At 36.5% G+C, this 18,937-nt stretch carries 16 protein-coding genes; 13 read left to right on the top strand and 3 right to left on the bottom strand.

Features of this window, described 5'->3' with window-relative positions; all coding sequences use genetic code 11:
- Positions 1–161: 161 nt before the first annotated feature.
- On the bottom strand, positions 162–668 hold the full coding sequence (locus DV424_RS06410) for a single-stranded DNA-binding protein (protein WP_118859469.1): 507 nt from the start codon (positions 666–668) through the stop codon (positions 162–164).
- Positions 669–822: 154 nt separating this feature from the next.
- Here DV424_RS06410 and uvrA point away from each other — a divergent pair, with 154 nt between their 5' ends.
- The 10 genes from uvrA (at position 823) to secF (ending at position 14,943) form a co-directional block, all read left to right on the top strand.
- Positions 823–3,654, top strand: a complete 2,832-nt coding sequence (gene uvrA, locus DV424_RS06405) for an excinuclease ABC subunit UvrA (protein ID WP_118859468.1) — start codon at positions 823–825, stop codon at positions 3,652–3,654.
- Between the two features lie 153 nt (positions 3,655–3,807).
- A complete protein-coding gene (locus DV424_RS06400; RefSeq protein WP_118859467.1) occupies positions 3,808–4,251 on the top strand; it encodes a hypothetical protein in 444 nt (147 codons plus the stop codon).
- Positions 4,252–4,437: 186 nt separating this feature from the next.
- Positions 4,438–5,529, top strand: coding sequence for a tRNA preQ1(34) S-adenosylmethionine ribosyltransferase-isomerase QueA (queA, locus tag DV424_RS06395; RefSeq protein WP_118859466.1), 1,092 nt, complete (start codon positions 4,438–4,440; stop codon positions 5,527–5,529).
- Positions 5,530–5,873: 344 nt separating this feature from the next.
- The gene (gene tgt, locus DV424_RS06390; RefSeq protein WP_118802769.1) at positions 5,874–7,022 is read left to right on the top strand and encodes a tRNA guanosine(34) transglycosylase Tgt; all 1,149 of its coding nucleotides are present in this window, start codon (positions 5,874–5,876) and stop codon (positions 7,020–7,022) included.
- An 88-nt stretch (positions 7,023–7,110) separates the two neighbouring features.
- Positions 7,111–10,872, top strand: a complete 3,762-nt coding sequence (locus DV424_RS06385) for an N-6 DNA methylase (protein ID WP_118859465.1) — start codon at positions 7,111–7,113, stop codon at positions 10,870–10,872.
- A gap of 26 nt (positions 10,873–10,898) precedes the next feature.
- A complete protein-coding gene (locus tag DV424_RS06380; protein ID WP_118859464.1) occupies positions 10,899–11,417 on the top strand; it encodes a hemerythrin domain-containing protein in 519 nt (172 codons plus the stop codon).
- Complete coding sequence (locus DV424_RS06375) at positions 11,414–11,635, top strand: sulfurtransferase TusA family protein (RefSeq protein ID WP_005653410.1); 222 nt, start codon at positions 11,414–11,416, stop codon at positions 11,633–11,635. The genes DV424_RS06380 and DV424_RS06375 overlap by 4 nt, the downstream gene beginning before the upstream one ends.
- 109 nt (positions 11,636–11,744) lie before the next feature.
- Entirely contained in the window at positions 11,745–12,038 is a 294-nt protein-coding gene (gene yajC, locus DV424_RS06370) for a preprotein translocase subunit YajC (RefSeq protein WP_005631054.1), read from the top strand.
- A gap of 69 nt (positions 12,039–12,107) precedes the next feature.
- On the top strand, positions 12,108–13,958 hold the full coding sequence (gene secD / locus DV424_RS06365; protein WP_118859463.1) for a protein translocase subunit SecD: 1,851 nt from the start codon (positions 12,108–12,110) through the stop codon (positions 13,956–13,958).
- A 10-nt stretch (positions 13,959–13,968) separates the two neighbouring features.
- Entirely contained in the window at positions 13,969–14,943 is a 975-nt protein-coding gene (gene secF / locus DV424_RS06360; protein WP_118785422.1) for a protein translocase subunit SecF, read from the top strand.
- A 98-nt stretch (positions 14,944–15,041) separates the two neighbouring features.
- Here secF and DV424_RS06355 read toward each other — a convergent pair whose 3' ends face one another.
- Positions 15,042–16,091, bottom strand: a complete 1,050-nt coding sequence (locus tag DV424_RS06355; RefSeq protein ID WP_118859462.1) for an AI-2E family transporter — start codon at positions 16,089–16,091, stop codon at positions 15,042–15,044.
- A gap of 77 nt (positions 16,092–16,168) precedes the next feature.
- On the opposite strand from DV424_RS06355, the gene arsC reads away from it, so the two are divergent.
- From arsC to DV424_RS06340, 3 genes are all read left to right on the top strand, one after another.
- Complete coding sequence (gene arsC / locus DV424_RS06350; RefSeq protein ID WP_118859461.1) at positions 16,169–16,519, top strand: arsenate reductase (glutaredoxin); 351 nt, start codon at positions 16,169–16,171, stop codon at positions 16,517–16,519.
- 67 nt (positions 16,520–16,586) lie between these two features.
- Entirely contained in the window at positions 16,587–16,832 is a 246-nt protein-coding gene (locus DV424_RS06345) for an alternative ribosome-rescue factor A (protein ID WP_118859460.1), read from the top strand.
- A gap of 23 nt (positions 16,833–16,855) precedes the next feature.
- Positions 16,856–17,152 carry a DUF5377 family protein gene (locus DV424_RS06340; protein ID WP_118859459.1) on the top strand — a complete coding sequence of 99 codons (297 nt, stop codon included), beginning with the start codon at positions 16,856–16,858 and terminating at the stop codon, positions 17,150–17,152.
- A gap of 291 nt (positions 17,153–17,443) precedes the next feature.
- Here DV424_RS06340 and mltF read toward each other — a convergent pair whose 3' ends face one another.
- Positions 17,444–18,892, bottom strand: coding sequence for a membrane-bound lytic murein transglycosylase MltF (gene mltF, locus DV424_RS06335; protein ID WP_118859458.1), 1,449 nt, complete (start codon positions 18,890–18,892; stop codon positions 17,444–17,446).
- Positions 18,893–18,937 lie beyond the last annotated feature (45 nt).

Genomic DNA, 18,937 nt, shown 5'->3' with positions numbered 1-18,937 from the left:
AACTATTTTTACCATTTTGAAGATAAAATTCGATGACTTGTTGCTTGAAAAGAAAATTGTATTTGGTCATAAAAAATCTGCACCTTAGTGAGTTGGTTATTTAGTCCAACTTTTGGGGTGCAGATCAAAATTGCTTCCTTTTTGTTTTGAGTCCGTTTGAATTAAAACGGGATATCGTCATCGAATCCATCCATTGGTGGCTCAGCCTGTGGTGCAGCTTGTTGCGGCGCAGGACGAGATGATTGATAACTACCACCATTGTTAGTTTGACGAGCTTGGTAAGAAGGTTGTGGTGCAGCTCCCATATCACTAGGGTAACCACCTGCGTTTTGATTGCGCGCACCAAGCATTTGCATTACATCACCTTGAATTTCTGTGGTGTAACGATCTTGACCATTTTGATCTTGCCATTTACGCGTTCTTAAACGACCTTCCACATATACTTGAGAGCCTTTGCGTAAATATTCACCGCAAATCTCCGCTTGACGACGATAGAATACAATACGGTGCCACTCTGTTACTTCACGGCGCTCGCCAGTATTACGATCGTTCCAGCTTTCACTCGTTGCTACGCTAATATTTGCTACGGCATCGCCATTTGGCATGGTACGAATTTCAGGATCATTACCTAAATGACCTACAATAATGACTTTATTAACTCCAGCCATAAAAAAACCTCATTTTTTATCTAAAAAAAGTGCGGTTATTTTGCCTGAAATTTTTTAAAAGATCTATATGTTTTAACTGGATATTTGCACAGATATTAAAATATGCGATAATGATCGCAGAATTTAAACTTATTTCATCCTTTTGAGTTATTTTATGGAAAATATCGATATTCGCGGGGCTCGAACCCATAACCTGAAAAATATTAATCTGACTATTCCACGCAATAAACTTGTGGTGATCACAGGGCTTTCAGGTTCGGGAAAATCCTCTTTAGCGTTTGATACACTTTATGCGGAAGGTCAGCGCCGCTATGTTGAATCTCTTTCAGCATATGCACGTCAGTTTTTATCTTTAATGGAAAAGCCTGAAGTGGATTCTATTGAGGGGCTTTCCCCAGCAATTTCGATTGAACAAAAATCTACTTCACACAATCCACGTTCTACGGTGGGAACAATTACGGAAATTTATGATTATTTACGTTTATTGTTTGCACGAGTAGGGGAGCCACGTTGTCCAGATCATGATGTTCCATTAACTGCACAAACGATAAGTCAAATGGTGGACAAAGTATTAAGTTTACCTGAAGACAGCAAGATGATGTTACTTGCGACAGTTGTAAAAAATCGAAAAGGTGAACATGTTAAGATTTTAGAAAATATTGCTGCGCAAGGTTATATTCGAGCACGTATTGATGGCGAAATTTGTGATTTATCTGATCCACCAAAATTAGAGTTACAGAAAAAACATACTATTGAAGTGGTGGTAGATCGCTTTAAAGTGCGGTCAGATTTAGCAACACGTTTAGCAGAGTCTTTTGAAACAGCATTAGAGCTTTCAGGTGGCACCACGATTGTGGCAGATATGGATAATCCGAAAGCGGAAGAATTAGTTTTTTCGGCAAATTTTGCTTGTCCGCATTGCGGTTATTCTGTGCCAGAATTAGAACCACGTTTATTTTCCTTTAATAATCCTGCAGGTGCTTGCCCTACTTGTGATGGTTTGGGTATGCAACAATATTTTGATGAAGATCGTGTGGTGCAAAATCCAACTATTTCCCTTGCTGGTGGCGCGGTAAAAGGTTGGGATCGTCGAAATTTCTATTATTATCAAATGCTCACCTCATTGGCGAAACATTATGATTTTGATGTTGAAGCGCCCTATGAATCTTTGCCAAAGAAAATTCAACACATCATTATGCATGGCTCAGGCAAAGAGGAAATTGAATTCCAATATATGAATGATCGTGGCGATGTGGTTATTCGCAAGCATCCTTTTGAAGGTATTTTGAATAATATGGCTCGCCGATATAAAGAAACGGAATCAATGTCGGTGCGAGAAGAATTAGCGAAAAATATTAGCAATCGACCTTGTGCAGACTGTGGGGGATCTCGTTTACGTCCAGAAGCGCGTAATGTGTATATCAGAAAAACGAATTTACCGATGATTGCGGAAAAAAGCATTGGTGAAACGCTCGAATTTTTCACCGCACTTTCTCTCACTGGTCAAAAAGCGCAAATTGCGGAAAAAATTCTTAAAGAAATTCGTGAGCGTTTGCAGTTTTTAGTGAATGTTGGTTTGAATTATCTTTCTCTTTCTCGTTCAGCTGAAACTCTTTCAGGTGGTGAAGCACAACGTATTCGCCTTGCTAGTCAAATTGGTGCGGGGCTTGTTGGTGTGATGTACGTATTAGATGAACCTTCGATTGGCTTGCACCAACGTGATAATGAACGCTTACTTAACACGTTAATTCATCTGCGTAATCTTGGTAATACGGTAATTGTCGTGGAACACGATGAAGACGCGATTCGTGTGGCTGACCATATTATTGATATTGGGCCTGGTGCTGGCGTGCATGGCGGACAAGTTATTGCGCAAGGAAATGCCGATGAAATTATGCTCAATCCAAATTCCATCACAGGAAAATTCTTATCGGGCGCAGATAAAATCGAAATTCCTAAAAAACGCACCGCACTTGATAAGAAAAAATGGCTCAAACTTAAAGGGGCATCAGGGAATAACTTAAAAAATGTGAATTTAGATATTCCCGTTGGTTTGTTTACTTGCGTAACCGGTGTATCAGGCTCAGGAAAATCAACACTCATTAATGATACTTTATTTCCACTTGCGCAAAATGCATTAAATCGAGCTGAAAAAACCGATTACGCACCTTATCAATCTATTGAGGGATTAGAACATTTCGATAAAGTTATTGATATTAACCAAAGCCCGATTGGGCGCACGCCACGTTCAAATCCAGCCACTTATACAGGCTTATTTACCCCAATTCGCGAGCTTTTTGCAGGGGTGCCAGAGGCACGTGCGCGCGGTTATAATCCAGGACGTTTTAGCTTTAACGTGCGAGGTGGACGCTGTGAAGCCTGTCAGGGCGATGGTGTACTCAAAGTTGAAATGCACTTTTTACCCGATGTTTATGTTCCTTGCGACCAATGTAAAGGTAAGCGCTATAATCGTGAAACCTTAGAAATTCGTTATAAAGGCAAAACGATTCATCAAGTTTTAGATATGACGGTGGAAGAGGCTCGCGAGTTTTTTGATGCGATTCCAATGATTGCAAGAAAATTACAAACCTTGATGGATGTGGGATTATCCTATATTCGATTAGGTCAATCTTCTACAACACTTTCAGGCGGCGAAGCACAACGCGTTAAGCTAGCGACTGAGCTTTCTAAACGTGATACGGGTAAAACCTTGTATATTCTAGATGAACCGACGACTGGTTTGCATTTTGCTGACATTAAGCAATTACTTGAAGTACTGCATCGATTACGCGACCAAGGAAATACTATTGTCGTCATTGAACACAATCTTGATGTGATTAAAACGACAGACTGGATTGTCGATCTTGGTCCTGAAGGGGGAAGCGGTGGCGGACAAATTATTGCTACTGGCACGCCTGAAGAAGTTGCTAAAGTCGCAGGATCTCATACCGCCAGATTCCTTAAACCAATTTTGGAAAAACGTTAAAAATTACCGCACTTTTAGTATAAAAAGTCGTAAAATAACAATTAGGATTTAGTTTCATGTTAATAGCTTTTTTGATTTAACATTGGGAACTTTATTTAATTAAACGTATCTAAGTAGCACCCCAGATTGGGGCTTAATTAAGAGGATTTAATGATGAACTTTACTAAAGTTTTACCGGCATTTGCTGCCGCTGTTGTATTATCTGCATGTGCAAAAGATGCGCCAGTAATGGAAAAAGCATCGGCTCAAATGGCTGCTCAAACTGCATCAACTATTACTGATAAAACAGTAGTTTATTCTTGTAATAAAAAAACTGTGACTGCAGTGTATCAATTTGAAAACCAAGAACCAGTTGCTGCAATGGTTAGTTTAGGTAACAAAATTATTGCAAAAGATTTTGCTCGTGATAAATTACAAAATGATTTTACAAGTTTCACTTCTGGTGACTATGTTTGGAATGTAGATAGTGGTTTAACTTTAGATAAATTTGATTCTGTTGTACCAGTGAATTTAATTCAAAAAGGCAAAACTAGCGATAAGATCATCATCAAAAACTGTGATGTAAACGAAAAAGCAACTAAAAAAGCAAATTTATAATTCATCAAAATGGCTAGCGTAATTGCTAGCCATTTTTCTATCTTAAATAGTTCTTAACTTGCATCACCTCAATAGATAAATAAAAAATTTTAGCTACAAATAGAAGATTAGATTTTTATTTTTTCTTGAGATCATCCCCAATTCAAACTAGACTTATCGCCTATTTTATTTAATCTAAACTTTATTATGCGTGTTTCAGATTTTAATTTCGATTTACCTGATGAACTTATTGCTCGCTATCCCAAAGAGGATAGAGCATCTTGCCGTTTATTACATTTGAATGGGGAAAATGGCGCGGTAATTGACCGCACTTTTTCAGATGTATTGGATTTAATTGATGAAGGCGATTTATTGATTTTCAATAATACTCGCGTTATTCCTGCAAGAATGTTTGGACGTAAAGCTAGCGGTGGGAAAATTGAAGTTTTAGTTGAACGCATGTTAGATGATCATCGTTTCTTAGCGCATATCCGTTCATCAAAATCACCAAAAGAAGGGGCTGAATTATTTTTAGGTGAAGATAAATTAGGCGAAAATAATGGAATTAAAGCGGTAATGACAGCGCGTCATGGTGCATTATTTGAAGTGGAATTAAGTGATAAATCAACCGCTCTTTTAGATGTGTTGCAAACCATTGGACATATGCCATTGCCGCCTTATATTGACCGTCCAGATGAAGAAGCCGATCAAGAATGTTATCAAACGGTTTATAGTAAAGTACCAGGTGCTGTCGCAGCGCCAACAGCAGGATTACATTTTGATGAGAATTTACTTGAGAAACTCAAAGCTAAAGGCGTGAATTTTGAATTTGTTACATTGCATGTGGGCGCGGGAACATTTCAGCCAGTTCGTGTAGAAAATATTGAAGATCATGTGATGCATGCAGAATATGTAGAAGTTTCTCAAGAAGTTTGCAATGCGATTATTGCAACAAAGAAAGCGGGTAAACGTGTTATTGCAGTGGGAACTACTTCTGTTCGTTCTATTGAAAGTGCGGCGCTTTCTGCGGAAGAATTTGGTAATCCAGATTTAATTGAGCCTTATTTTTCTGATACCTCTATTTTTATTTATCCAGGAAAAAAATTCCGAGTGGTAGATTGTTTAATTACTAATTTCCACTTACCTGAAAGCACATTGATAATGTTAGTTTCAGCTTTTGCTGGTTATAAAAATACTATGAATGCGTATAAGCATGCAGTGCAAGAAAAATATCGTTTCTTTAGTTATGGCGATGCGATGTTTATTAATAAAAATTCTAATGTGAGAGGATTGGAATAAGTTGTTTGACTTGTAATTAGTCAGCACCTACAATAAAGAACAAGAGATGGCGGTAACCATCCCTTGTCGGAGAATCTACCTAGCCAGCGCTACCTTTCAATAGTAGGCAAAGTAGAATAACAATGATTAGTTTAATAATGAGATTAATCATAGTTTTTATCCTCAATTTGATTACAAATGAAGGATCTACTCAAACAGCCCGTCAGGTGCATACTGGCGGACTGATTTTAGCAGATCCGCCTCTGCTCAAAGAGCATTGTAAATATGATATCACAAAGCCTGTATTTTTTAACAGGCTTTTTTGTTCAAAAAAATCTTCGAACTGTTTATTCGTTGGAGCAAAAATGAAGTATGAATTAGATAAAACAAGCGGCAATGCTCGTCGTGGTCGCTTGGTATTTGAACGTCCACAAGGCACGTTCACCGTTGAAACCCCTGCATTTATGCCAGTGGGTACTTATGGCACCGTAAAAGGCATGACACCAGAAGAAGTGCGTGCGACGGGTGCTGAAATTTTATTGGGTAACACCTTCCATTTATGGCTTCGTCCAGGTCAAGAAGTCATGCGTAAACACGGTGATTTACACGATTTTATGCAATGGCATCGCCCGATTTTGACTGACAGTGGCGGTTTCCAAGTATTTAGTTTAGGTAAATTACGTAAAATCACCGAAGAAGGCGTGAAATTCCAAAACCCAATTAATGGTGAGCGCATTTTCCTTTCGCCTGAAAAATCCATGGAAATTCAATATGATTTAGGGTCTGACATCGTAATGATTTTCGATGAATGTACGCCTTATCCAGCGACTTTCGATTATGCGAAAAAATCCATGGAAATGTCTCTTCGTTGGGCAAAACGCAGCCGAGATCGCTTTGATGAATTAGGCAATAAGAATGCCCTATTTGGTATTATTCAAGGCGGCGTATTTGAAGAATTACGCAAAGTATCACTAGAAGGTTTAGTGAATATTGGCTTTGACGGTTACGCGGTGGGCGGTTTAGCGGTAGGCGAACCGAAAGAAGATATGCACCGTATTTTAGAATACATCTGCCCACAAATTCCGGCTGACAAACCGCGTTATTTAATGGGCGTGGGTAAACCAGAAGATTTAGTGGAAGGTGTGCGTCGTGGTATTGATATGTTTGACTGCGTGATGCCAACCCGTAACGCACGTAATGGTCATTTATTTGTGACTGATGGTATTGTTAAAATCCGTAATGCAAAATATCGCGATGATACCAGCCCATTGGATCCTGAATGTGATTGCTACACCTGTAAAAACTACACCAAAGCGTATTTATATCATTTAGATAAATGCGGTGAAATTTTAGGTGCACGCTTAAATACCATTCACAATTTACGTTATTATCAACGTTTAATGGCGGAAATTCGTCAAGCTATCGAAGACGATTGTTTTGATGATTTTGTGGTGGAATTCTATGCTCGCATGGGCAAACCTGTTCCACCATTACAATTAGCGGATAAATCATAATTGATGAAAGTGCGGTAGAAAATGAAATGTTTTTTGACCGCACTTTTTAGTATAATGAATAATAAACCTCACAATAAATAGATAATATATGATTACTCGCTCAAACTTTTCTGAATTACTCTCTTCTTTAGGCTTTACACCAACGAATAAAATTTATTATAAAACAATCAACAGTTATGAATTAAAAGTCGATTTTGCTAATGAAAAATTAATTTATCCTGAAGGCTTAAAAGCACAAAGAGATACTACTAAAAACTTTTCTGCACCTGAAAATTTTGTGGTATTTGAGTGTGTGCATAACTTATTACAATCTGGTTATAAACCAGAACATATTATTTTAGAACAAGGTATGCCAGGCGGACACGGTGATACAGGTGGTTTCTGCGATATTATTGTGCAAGATAACGATGGCGTGGAATACTTACTAATTGAATGTAAAACCGCAGATGATGGCAAAAGTCGAGAATTTTCTAAAGCATGGGCGAAAATGTTAAAAAATGGTGGACAGTTATTTAACTATTTTAATACTTACCGCCGAGCTAAATGGCTTTGTTTATATTGTTCAGATTTTCGCAATGATAAAGTGGAATCCATTTATCATCTGATTTCGATGACAGATAATAATGACTTCTTGAAAAACAACGATAAATTACAAAGTTTTGCCCAAATTCAAGCAGAAAATGGGGCAAAAGTGGATTATTTCAACGTTTGGACAGATACCTATCAACAAGACTTTATTACGCATAATCTCTTTGAATCAGAAATCTTTAAAGTCGGTAATCGTCCTTATAATGTGAACGATCTTAAAATTGTTGATAACGACACCATTCAGAAAAAATATCATCAATTTGCCACGATTATGCGCCAGCATAACGTTTCAGCACGTGAAAATGCTTTTGATAAACTGGTTAATATCTTTCTATGCAAAGTAGTGGACGAAAAAGCCAACCCTGAAAATTTAAAAGTTTATTGGAAAGGAGCCGCCAGCGATAACCACTACGACTTGCAAGATCGTCTACAACAACTTTATAAAATTGGTATGAAAGATTTTTTGGGCGAAGAAGTAACCTACATCAGCGAAGAAGAAATCAACAACGCATTTCATTTGTTCAAAAATAAAAAAGATGAAACCAAACGCACTGTTTTAGAATACTTTACGCAACTTAAATTCTATTCCAACAACCCTTTTGCGTTTCTAGATGTACATAATGAAAAGCTCTTCTTTCAAAATGCAGTAATTTTGAAAGAAATCGTGCAAATGTTGCAAGACATCAAACTCAAAAGTGAAGAAGAACAGCACCAATTTTTGGGTGATTTATTTGAGGGCTTTTTAGATCAAGGAGTAAAACAATCAGAAGGACAGTTTTTTACTCCAATGCCGATTGTGAAATTTTTGATTTCTTCACTGCCACTGGAACAGGTTTTACAAAATAAAAATGCACCAAAAGTAATTGATTACGCTTGTGGTGCAGGGCATTTCTTAACGGAATACGCAAGCCAAATCAAATCCTTGCTAAAAGATAGCGGTCGGAATCTATCTGAGTTTTACCAAAAAATCTATGGTATTGAAAAAGAATACCGCTTATCCAAAGTGGCAAAGGTTTCTGCCTTTATGTATGGGCAAGATGAGATGAATATTATCTATGCCGATGCCCTTGCTCAAAATCAAGAACAAGGTAAAGCCTTACAAGATGGTTCATTCTCTTTATTAGTGGCTAATCCACCATATAGCGTTAAAGGCTTTTTATCTACTATTTCCGATGAAGATAAAGCCAAATTTACCCTTTATGAAAACATTGATAACGAAGAAACCTTTAACAGCATTGAAACCTTCTTTATTGAAAAAGCCAAACAACTTCTTCACGCTGAAGGGATTGCGGTTATAGTATTACCTTCTAGTATTTTAACCAACGGCAACATTTACATTAAATGCCGTGAAATTTTGCTACAACATTTTGATTTAGTCGCCATTGCAGAATTTGGTTCAGGCACATTTAGCAAAACAGGTACAAACACAGCCACCCTTTTCTTACGCCGTAAGCAAGCAACACCAAATTTAAGCGAACACTATAAAAATCGCATAGAACAATGGCAAAGTGGTAACTTTGGCTTTGATGGCTTATTTGAAGATCATCATTTGTTACAAAGTTATTGCAACCATTGCGGTTTTAATCTTGATGATTACAAAGCTTTCTTATCTGCCATCGAAGAAATGCCTTTGGCAATTGCTGAAACAGAGTTTTTCCAAGAATACCGCAAGGCATTTGAGAAAAGAAAATTTGCAAAATCAGCAAATTTAGCCAAAGAGTGGCTCAATTTTGCCAAAGCGATTGAGGCGGATAAGATGCAATTCTTTATGTTGGCACAAAATAATCCGCAAGATGTGTTAGTGGTGAAAATGCCTGCGGACAACAAAGAAAAGAAAGCCTTTTTAGGTTATGAATGGAGTTCGGCAAAAGGCAGCGAAGGGATTAAATATCTCAATCAAACCAGCGGTGATGAGGACGATAGCCTAGCAAAACTCAAAGGTATTAACCAAATTCAAACTCCGTTGTTTAACCCACAAAACTTGTTTGATGAAACCAAAATTAACTGCCTTATTCGCCAGAATTTCAACCAACAAGCGGTCGAAATTCCGCAAACGTTAGCAAATTATGTGAGCCTATTACCGCTTACACAAATGCTGGATTTTAGCCGTGTGGATTTTGATAAAGCCATTCGCACTAACGTTCAAAAGAAAATTAAGGTTTTGAGTAAGTATCCCATTATTGCATTGGAAGAGTTTCCAGCAGAAATTAAAAAAGGCAAATCAATTACTGCTAAAAATGCAATTGTAGGAGATTACAAAGTTGTTGCAGGAGGAAAAAACTTTGCTTATATGCATAATGAATTTAACCGTATGGAAAACACAATTACTATTAGTGCCTCAGGTGCAAATGCAGGATTTGTAAATTTTTGGACAGAGAAAATTTTTGCATCTGATTGTACAACTGTGAGAGCAGATAATTATGTGGGGACAAAATTTATTTTTACATATTTGCAAAGTATTCAAGAAAATATTTTTGATTTAGCGCGTGGTGCAGCACAACCACACGTCTATCCTGATGATATTAAACGTTTACCTATTCCTAAAGTCCCTCTAGACATTCAACAAAAAGTAGTCGAAGAATGTCAAAAAGTTGATGATGAATTTAACCGCACTCGCATGCAAATCGAAGAATATCGTGCAAAAATTGCTAAAATTTTCAATGAGTTAGAAATCGTGCGGGGGGTAAAACGCTTTAAAATCAATGACTTATGTTCATTTAATCCATCAAAATCTGAACTAAAAACACTGTCCGATGATTTAATGGTTTCTTTTGTAGAAATGTCATCAGTGAGTAATTTTGGCTTTATTGAAAATAAAATTGATAAGACACTGGGTTCTCTTCGTAAAGGCTCTTACACCTATTTTCGTGAAAATGACGTTATTATTGCAAAAATAACTCCATGTATGGAAAACGGAAAATGTGCTTTAGCGATTGGGTTGTCTAATGGGATTGGCATGGGGAGCTCAGAATTCCATGTTTTCCGTGCTAACGAAAACAAAGTTTTGCCTTTTTTCTTATTCTACTCTCTTAATCGTGAGAGTATTCGCAAGGAAGCAGAGCGAAATATGACAGGTTCAAGCGGACATCGTCGAGTACCAATTTCATTTTATGAAGATCTAGAAATTAGCTTACCCGATTTAAATGAACAACAATCTATCGTTAATCAAATCAATGAAATCGAAACCCAAATTTCTGAACTAGAAAAAGTGTTGGAAAATTCAAGGCAGGAGAAAAAAGCGGTTTTAGATAAATGGCTTTGATCTTTTATTTTAACAAAGGAAACCTTATGCAAATTCTTGAACCTCAACAATTCGCCACATGGAATGAACCTATTGAAATGCTTTATGCCTGTCATAGTAAGGTAAAACGTTTTTGTCGCCAGTTAAGCATTTTGCCTGATTATCTAGAAAAACACGGCTATACTCAGGCTGTATTAAATGATGTTGAGCAGATTTTAACTTATTTTAATCGTGCCGCGCCGTTACATCATGAGGATGAAGAATTAGATTTTTTCCCTCAATTAGTCAAAGTAGCTCCGCAAGCACAAACTTCCATTGATGAATTAGAAAAACAGCACGACTATTTGCATGAAAATTGGAATGCACTATCTGCGCAGTTAGAAGAGCTTATTTCTGAACAACGTCAAAATATTGATGAGCATTTAATTGAACGCTTTGTTCAAGGTTATGCTCGTCATATTGCGTTAGAAGAACCCTTATTTGAAATGGGGCGTGAATGCTTAAGTGCGGGTATTTTGGCTGAAATGGGCAAGAGCATGAGTGCTCGTCGTCAAGTTAAAGAATGAAATATCAGCTCAATTTAACCGCACTTCGATGTCCAATTCCTCTTTTAAGTGCCAAAAAAGCCTTAAAAAATTTGAATAAAAATGATGAGCTAATGTTGATCTTAAACCTTGAAAGTGCGGTGGAAAATTTTTCTATTTTTGCAGAAGAAAATTCTGTTGCCTTGGTCGAGCAATATTACGCTTCGGAAAAAGAATTTATCGTTATCTTGAAAAAATAAAATTAATCGCCATAACGTAGAATATTGGGCGTGGTTCACCTTTCCCAATGAGCCAATTTATGGTATTTTAAGCGCAATTTTTAACTTAAATTAACAAGGAAAACATACAATGGAAGCACAAAACCCGATGTCCACGTTATTTATTTTCGTGATCTTTGGTTTAATTTTTTACTTTATGATTTATCGCCCGCAAGCTAAACGCAATAAAGAACATAAAAAATTGATGTCTGAGCTTGCAAAAGGTACTGAAGTTTTAACCGCTGGTGGTTTAATCGGCAAAATTACTAAAGTAACCGAAGGTAGCGATAGCATCGTGATTGCGTTAAATGACACGACAGAAATTACGATTAATCGTAACTACATTGTGAGCGTTCTTCCTAAAGGTTCATTAAAATCACTTTAAGAGTAACGTTAAATTATTTTCCAGAGCCACGAATTGTGGCTCTGTGCGTTAGAAAAGAAAAGGAAAACTATGTTAAACCGTTATCCATTATGGAAGAATTTGATGGTTATTTTTATTGTGGCCATCGGGATTTTATATTCTCTTCCAAATATTTATGGTGAAGATCCTGCGGTTCAAATTTCTGGTACGCGCGGTCAAGAAGCGAATACTAGCGTGCTTGGACAAGTTCAAGATGTGCTTAAAACCAACAATCTTCCAACCAAATCTATCGTGCTTGAGAACGGCTCAATTCTAGCTCGTTTCACTAATACCGATGATCAACTCCTCGCTAAAGATAAAATTGCTGAACGTCTTGGCAATAATTACACCACTGCATTAAACCTTGCGCCTGCCACTCCAGCTTGGTTAAGCATGTTTGGTGCTAATCCAATGAAATGGGGATTAGACTTACGTGGTGGAGTTCGTTTTTTGATGGAAGTTGATATGAATGCTGCACTTGTAAAACGCCAAGAGCAATTACAAGACAGTTTACGTAATGAACTTCGCAAAGAAAAAATTCAATATACGGCAATTAAAAATACTGAGCATTTTGGTACTTCTGTCACATTGGCCGATGCAAGTCAACGCTCTAAAGCGGAACGTATTATTCATCAGTTGCATCCAACCTTAGATATAACAGAGTTGGATAACGATAGTATCAATTTAGGCCTTTCAACTTCAGCATTAAATGAAGCACGCGATTTAGCAATTGAGCAAAACTTAACGATTTTGCGTAAACGTGTTGCTGAATTAGGTGTATCTGAGGCGGTTATTCAACGTCAAGGTGCTGAACGTATTGTAATTGAATTACCAGGTGTTCAAGATACTGCTCGCGCAAAAGAAATTTTAGGGGCAACTGCAACGCTTGAGTTTCGTATCGTAAATCAAAATGTTACGGCCGATGCAATTTCTCGTAATATGTTGCCAGCTGATTTGGAAGTTAAATATGATCGCCAAGGTCATCCTGTTGCATTATTTAAACGCGCGGTCTTAGGTGGTGAGCATATTATTAATTCAAGTTCTGGTTTAGATCAGCATTCAAGTACCCCGCAAGTGAGTGTAACCTTGGATGGTGAAGGTGGTGAGATTATGTCTCAAACTACCAAAAAATATTACAAGAAACCAATGGCAACGCTTTATGTTGAATATAAAGATAACGGTAAAAAAGACGAAAATGGTAAAACTATTTTAGAAAAACATGAGGAAGTCATTAATGTGGCGACGATCCAAGGTCGTTTCAGTTCTAATTTCCAAATTACTGGTGTTGATAGTATCGCGGAAGCGCATAACCTTTCTACCTTACTGAAATCTGGCGCATTAATTGCACCAATTCAAATTGTTGAAGAACGTACAATTGGCCCATCTTTGGGGGCACAAAATGTGGAGCAAGGGATTAATGCGAGCTTTTGGGGACTCATCGCTGTGATTTTATTTATGCTGTTCTACTACAAAATGTTCGGTATTATCGCAAGTTTTGCTTTGGTCATTAATATCGTGTTGTTAGTGGGTTTAATGTCTATTTTACCTGGTGCGACACTTTCCATGCCAGGGATTGCTGGTATCGTATTAACCTTAGGTATGTCGGTGGATGCAAACGTGTTGATTTTTGAACGTATTAAAGAAGAAATTCGCAATGGTCGTCCAATTCAACAAGCAATCAATGAAGGTTACAACGGGGCGTTTAGCTCAATTTTTGATGCGAACTTAACGACAATTTTAACTGCAATTATCTTGTATGCAGTGGGGACAGGCCCAATTCAAGGATTTGCGATTACGCTTTCACTTGGTGTGGCAATTTCAATGTTTACCGCAATTACAGGAACTCGAGCATTAGTTAATGCGCTTTATGGCGGTAAACAACTTAAGAAATTATCAATTTAGGTAGGGAACGATGAAAATTTTTGCAAAAGATAAAGACGGACATTTTATCCGTGAAATCAATGGGATTAAACTCCCGTTCCCATTGACCGAATTTATGAAAGTGCGTAAATGGGGCTATGTTTTTTCCGCACTTTTAATGGCTGTTTCGCTATTTTTTATCGTATCAAAAGGCTTTAACTGGGGATTGGATTTTACCGGCGGGGTTGTTTTTGATACCCATTTTTCACAATCTGCAGACTTAGAAAAAATCCGTGGTAAGCTCCATGAAAATGGTATTGAAAGCCCAATTGTGCAGACAACAGGTTCTGTTCAAGATGTCATGATTCGTTTACCAGCGACGGATAATGATTCAGGCATTGGCGATCGCGTAAAAGGAATGCTCCAAGAAGTAGATTCTGGTATAAAGATTCGTAGTGTTGAATTCGTTGGACCAAACGTAGGGGAAGAATTGGCACAAGGTGCTGTGTATGCGACATTAGCGACATTAGCCATGATGCTAGTTTATGTAGGTTCTCGCTTTGAATGGCGTTTAGGTTTCGGCGGTATCGCATCCCTTGCGCATGACGTAATTATTACTCTTGGCGTGTTTTCAGCGTTACAAATCGAAATTGATTTAACCTTCGTTGCAGCGATTTTATCTGTTGTGGGTTATTCTATTAACGATAGTATCGTGGTCTTTGACCGTGTGCGTGAAAACTTTAGAAAAATAAGACGTCTAGATACGATTGATATTATTGATGTTTCTTTAACGCAAACTTTATCAAGAACCATCATGACCTCTGCTACAACATTAATTGTTGTTATTGCATTGTTCTTTTTTGGTGGTCCATCAATTCATAACTTCTCTTTAGCGTTACTTGTGGGTATTGGATTTGGTACATATTCTTCAATCTTTATTGCAATCGCAATTGCATACGATGTTGGATTACGCCGTGAACATATGATCCCGCCTAAAGTAGATAAGGAAATTGATGAATTACCTTAGTTAAATTCTATTCTTAGAATAAACTTCAATAAAAAATAGTTAACCAAAAATTCATGGTTAACTATTTTTTTATTTGTATAGCTTTTTAATTTAGACTTTTAATCTTGAGGTAACGCATTTATAACGGCTTTCACTAAAGTCGCTAAAGGAATGGCAAAGAATACGCCCCAAAATCCCCATAAACCACCAAAAATTAATACTGAAATAATAATAATCAATGGATGTAAATTCACTGCTTCAGAAAATAAATAAGGGACGAGTAAGTTTCCATCTAAGAGCTGGCTCACAGCAAAAGCGATGATGATATACCAAAATGTTGGGCTGATTCCAAATTGGAATAACGCAACCAATGCAACAGGAATCGTGACAATTACTGCGCCAATATAAGGGACCAGAACTGAAAGACCCACCGCAAAAGCTAATAAGAGCGGGTAATTTAGCCCGAATATTAAGAAAATAATGTAGGTGATGAGCGTGACAATCAGAATTTCTAATAATTTTCCATGAATGTAGTTGGAAATTTGCTGTTGCATTTCTTTCCATACTTTGAAGGCTAAGTTTCTATTTTTCGGTAAGAAACGGCTCACGCCTTGTAAAAGTTCTGATTTATCCTTCAGCATAAAAAACATCATTAATGGCACTAAAAAGGCATAAATCCCTAAAGAAACCAAGTTCATGATGGAGGCTAAAGAAAGTTTTACAGCAGATTCACCAAAACCAAGAATTTTTTCTCGCACAGAATTGAAAATAGAATCGACCATTGAATAGTCGATGAGTTCAGGATAATGCTCAGGTAAGTTTAGTAACCATTCATTGAGCTTGTTAAACATTGCAGGTAAATCACTTAATAAGGAAATAGTTTGATTCCATAACATTGGCACCAATACCAAAAAGAAAATTGCTGCTAGACCAATAAAACTACCGAAAATAAGAATTGTCGCTAACATTCTTGGACATTTTAAATATTGATTTAAAAAATTGATCGGCATTTCTAGTAAATAAGATAGTACTAGAGCAATTAACAAAGGTGCGATTAAATCTCCAAAAAAATAAATGGAGATAAAGCCAAATAATAATATTGCTAATAGTCCCATCGCTTGTGGATCGCTTAAACGGCGTGAGTACCAGCTTTTTAACATTTCTAGCATAATTTCTTTTCCTATAAGTATTTTTCGCCATTATAAGTTAAAATTTACAGTGTTTATAGCTACTAAGAGGAAATCCTATGTCTGTCGTTATTTATCACAACCCACATTGCTCAAAAAGCCGTGAAACGCTAGCATTATTAGAAAATCAAGGTATTCAGCCAATAATTGAACTGTATTTACAAAAGCAATATTCCATTGATGAATTAAAAAGTATTGCTCAAAAATTAGGAATTGATGATGTGCGTCAAATGATGCGAACGAAAGATGAACTATATAAAAGCTTAAATTTAGACAATTTAGAGCTCTCTCAAGCTGAATTATTAAAAGCCATGAGTGAACATTCAGCACTTATTGAACGCCCAATTGTTATAAATGGCGATAAAGCTAAAATCGGGCGTCCGCCAGAAACTGTACTTGAGATTTTGTAATTTAAACGTTTGCACGTATAATGTCTTTGCCGTGGAAATCCTTCCGCGGCTTTTTTAAGGAAAAATTATGGCAAAAAAACAAAAAAGTGCGGTTGAAAATGAAACCGTTTATCAGCATACTCGAGGTGTGATAAAAGATAATGCAGTGATGGCATTGCTAGGCGATAAATTATTTCGTCAGCGTGTTGAGAAAAAACGTAAAGGGAAAGGCAGTTACCAACGTAAAACGAAACACCCAGGGAAAATGTTTGAAAAGCCCGATTATAAATTTTTTGATTACAGAAACTTTATAATCGGGTTTTTCTTAGGCTAAAAATAGTAAAAAGGAGTATAAAAATGTCAAATCAGCCTCAAGTCCTATTTAATAATACATGGAATGTACGTATTAGTGATCCTGGTGAAGAGGGGGCTAAAAGCCATTTTTTTGAAACTATCTACCTAACTTTAACTGCATATTTTGAAGAAAATAGAATACGTTATGAGTTTGTTCGTAAAGTAGAAGATCAAATAAAAATTCAACGCTCTTTTATAGAGTTAAATGAATTGTTCAAATTTTTAGGGGATTATGTTGATCCTGTCTCGATTGGTCTATTGGGTGTGAAAATTGGAAACTTAGGGATAAAATCAGAATAAAATATTGATTAATCTATAAAATTTCACACTATATTTTACGATTATTGTAAAACAAAAATCGCACTTTAATGATATAAATTATATAAAAAAGTGCGGTTATTTTTTTATTTATTTTGATAAGAAAAATAGGTTACTTAACAACAAATTTCTTGTACGACAAATTGTAATGAATGTCTCGAAAATTGTTTTTGTTTGCGGTGTTTTAAACGTCTTAAACGTAGATTTCGTGATAAAGAACTTTGTTGTAAATTAGCTTTCTTTTTAAGAAAAGTTTTGCGTTTTACCATTTTATTAATCCTTATTTTCTTTTATTTCTTCTAAATTTTTAACCGCACTTTCGTTGCTTGCATTATCATTTATTATTTGATTTTCTTGGACTCGATGATAATTTACGATGCTATTCATATAGCGGCGAATATTTTCTACATATTGATAGGCTTCATAGCCCCTAGCATAGCCGTATTTGAGTTGGGAATAATAGCGTTTTTCGGCTAATAAAGGCAGATTTTTTTTCACATCGAGCCAATTATCTGGATTTCCTCCAAGATTTTGAGTTAAACGACGTGCATCAATTAAATGACCGAGTCCTATGTTATAGGCAACTAAGGCAAACCAAATTCTTTCTTCCTTTTCAATGCTTTCAGGAAGCTGACTAATCAACCAGTGTAAATATTCTGAACCTGCTTTAATACTTTGTTCAGGATTTGTTCTATCACTGATTTTCATATGTTGTGCGGTATTTTTGGTGAGCATCATTATGCCACGTACGCCAGTTGGCGATGTTGCGTCAGGATCCCAATGGGATTCTTGATAAGCCACTGCTGCGAGTAACCGCCAATCTAATTCTCCCTGATATTTTTCAAAAAACGGTGAATATTGCGGCAGTGTATTTTCAATCGCGTTCATATAAGAACGCGTATCCACGTAATCAAATTGTGAAATATGTCCTAAATATTTTTCTTTTAAATTATCTAAAAGCCCCGTTTCTTCGGCATTATTCATAAAATTGAGTAAAGCCGTTTGCAGATCACGGTAGGGGCTATTGGGTAAATACCAGTGAACGTTTGCTTCATCAGTAATATCAAAGGCAATGGCTAATTCTGGTTTTATTTGTTGAATTGCAGCAATATCAATAGAATTTGCAATAACGTAAGGAATTTTGCCTTCAGCCAGTTGTAGTAATAGCTCTTCTTGAGTGAGTGCTTGATTTTTTTTCCAAGTTAATTGTGGATATTGTGTTTGTAATTCTTTTAGCGTTTCTTCTAATGTTAAATTATTTGAGATATAAATATCTTTCTTTACGGCACCTAAATTTTTAGGGCGATTTTCATTTTTTCGATAAGCTAATTGCCATGAATCAGAATGATATGCTGGGCCTATTTGGAAACGTTCTGCATTTTTAGGATGATATAAAAGATGGGCGGCAGCTAAATCAATATTATGTTTATCAAGTTCATCAAATAACTGCTCTTGATTATCGAAAGTTTTCATTTTGAGTTCTACACCCAAAGTATCAGCAAATGCTTTGGCTAATTCATATTCAAAGCCTCGTTCGCCATCGTTATTGGTAAAATAAGAAATCTGGTTATTTATTGTGCCTACATAAAGTGCTCCCCTCGATTGAATTGCAGCATAATGATTTTCTTCAGTATGACGTAAAAATTGCCATGGGAATACCATATCAATAGCCCAAAATAATAAAGCTAGAGCAGTAATAATACGTAAAAAAAGACCTTTCAATGATTTTTCCTATATAAAAAAGTTATGGGATTGTAGCCAAAACTT

The sequence above is a fragment of the Haemophilus haemolyticus genome (genome assembly GCF_003493605.1).
GTDB classification, from domain to species: Bacteria; Pseudomonadota; Gammaproteobacteria; order Enterobacterales; family Pasteurellaceae; genus Haemophilus; species Haemophilus haemolyticus_J.
This window is presented reverse-complemented; position numbering and strand designations above follow the sequence as displayed.

Coding starts and splice junctions, on each gene's coding strand:
- DV424_RS06410 (WP_118859469.1), bottom strand. CDS start 668: ATGGCTGGAGTTAATAAAGTCATTATTGTAGGTCATTTAGGTAATGAT.
- uvrA (WP_118859468.1), top strand. CDS start 823: ATGGAAAATATCGATATTCGCGGGGCTCGAACCCATAACCTGAAAAAT.
- DV424_RS06400 (WP_118859467.1), top strand. CDS start 3,808: ATGAACTTTACTAAAGTTTTACCGGCATTTGCTGCCGCTGTTGTATTA.
- queA (WP_118859466.1), top strand. CDS start 4,438: ATGCGTGTTTCAGATTTTAATTTCGATTTACCTGATGAACTTATTGCT.
- tgt (WP_118802769.1), top strand. CDS start 5,874: ATGAAGTATGAATTAGATAAAACAAGCGGCAATGCTCGTCGTGGTCGC.
- DV424_RS06385 (WP_118859465.1), top strand. CDS start 7,111: ATGATTACTCGCTCAAACTTTTCTGAATTACTCTCTTCTTTAGGCTTT.
- DV424_RS06380 (WP_118859464.1), top strand. CDS start 10,899: ATGCAAATTCTTGAACCTCAACAATTCGCCACATGGAATGAACCTATT.
- DV424_RS06375 (WP_005653410.1), top strand. CDS start 11,414: ATGAAATATCAGCTCAATTTAACCGCACTTCGATGTCCAATTCCTCTT.
- yajC (WP_005631054.1), top strand. CDS start 11,745: ATGGAAGCACAAAACCCGATGTCCACGTTATTTATTTTCGTGATCTTT.
- secD (WP_118859463.1), top strand. CDS start 12,108: ATGTTAAACCGTTATCCATTATGGAAGAATTTGATGGTTATTTTTATT.
- secF (WP_118785422.1), top strand. CDS start 13,969: ATGAAAATTTTTGCAAAAGATAAAGACGGACATTTTATCCGTGAAATC.
- DV424_RS06355 (WP_118859462.1), bottom strand. CDS start 16,091: ATGCTAGAAATGTTAAAAAGCTGGTACTCACGCCGTTTAAGCGATCCA.
- arsC (WP_118859461.1), top strand. CDS start 16,169: ATGTCTGTCGTTATTTATCACAACCCACATTGCTCAAAAAGCCGTGAA.
- DV424_RS06345 (WP_118859460.1), top strand. CDS start 16,587: ATGGCAAAAAAACAAAAAAGTGCGGTTGAAAATGAAACCGTTTATCAG.
- DV424_RS06340 (WP_118859459.1), top strand. CDS start 16,856: ATGTCAAATCAGCCTCAAGTCCTATTTAATAATACATGGAATGTACGT.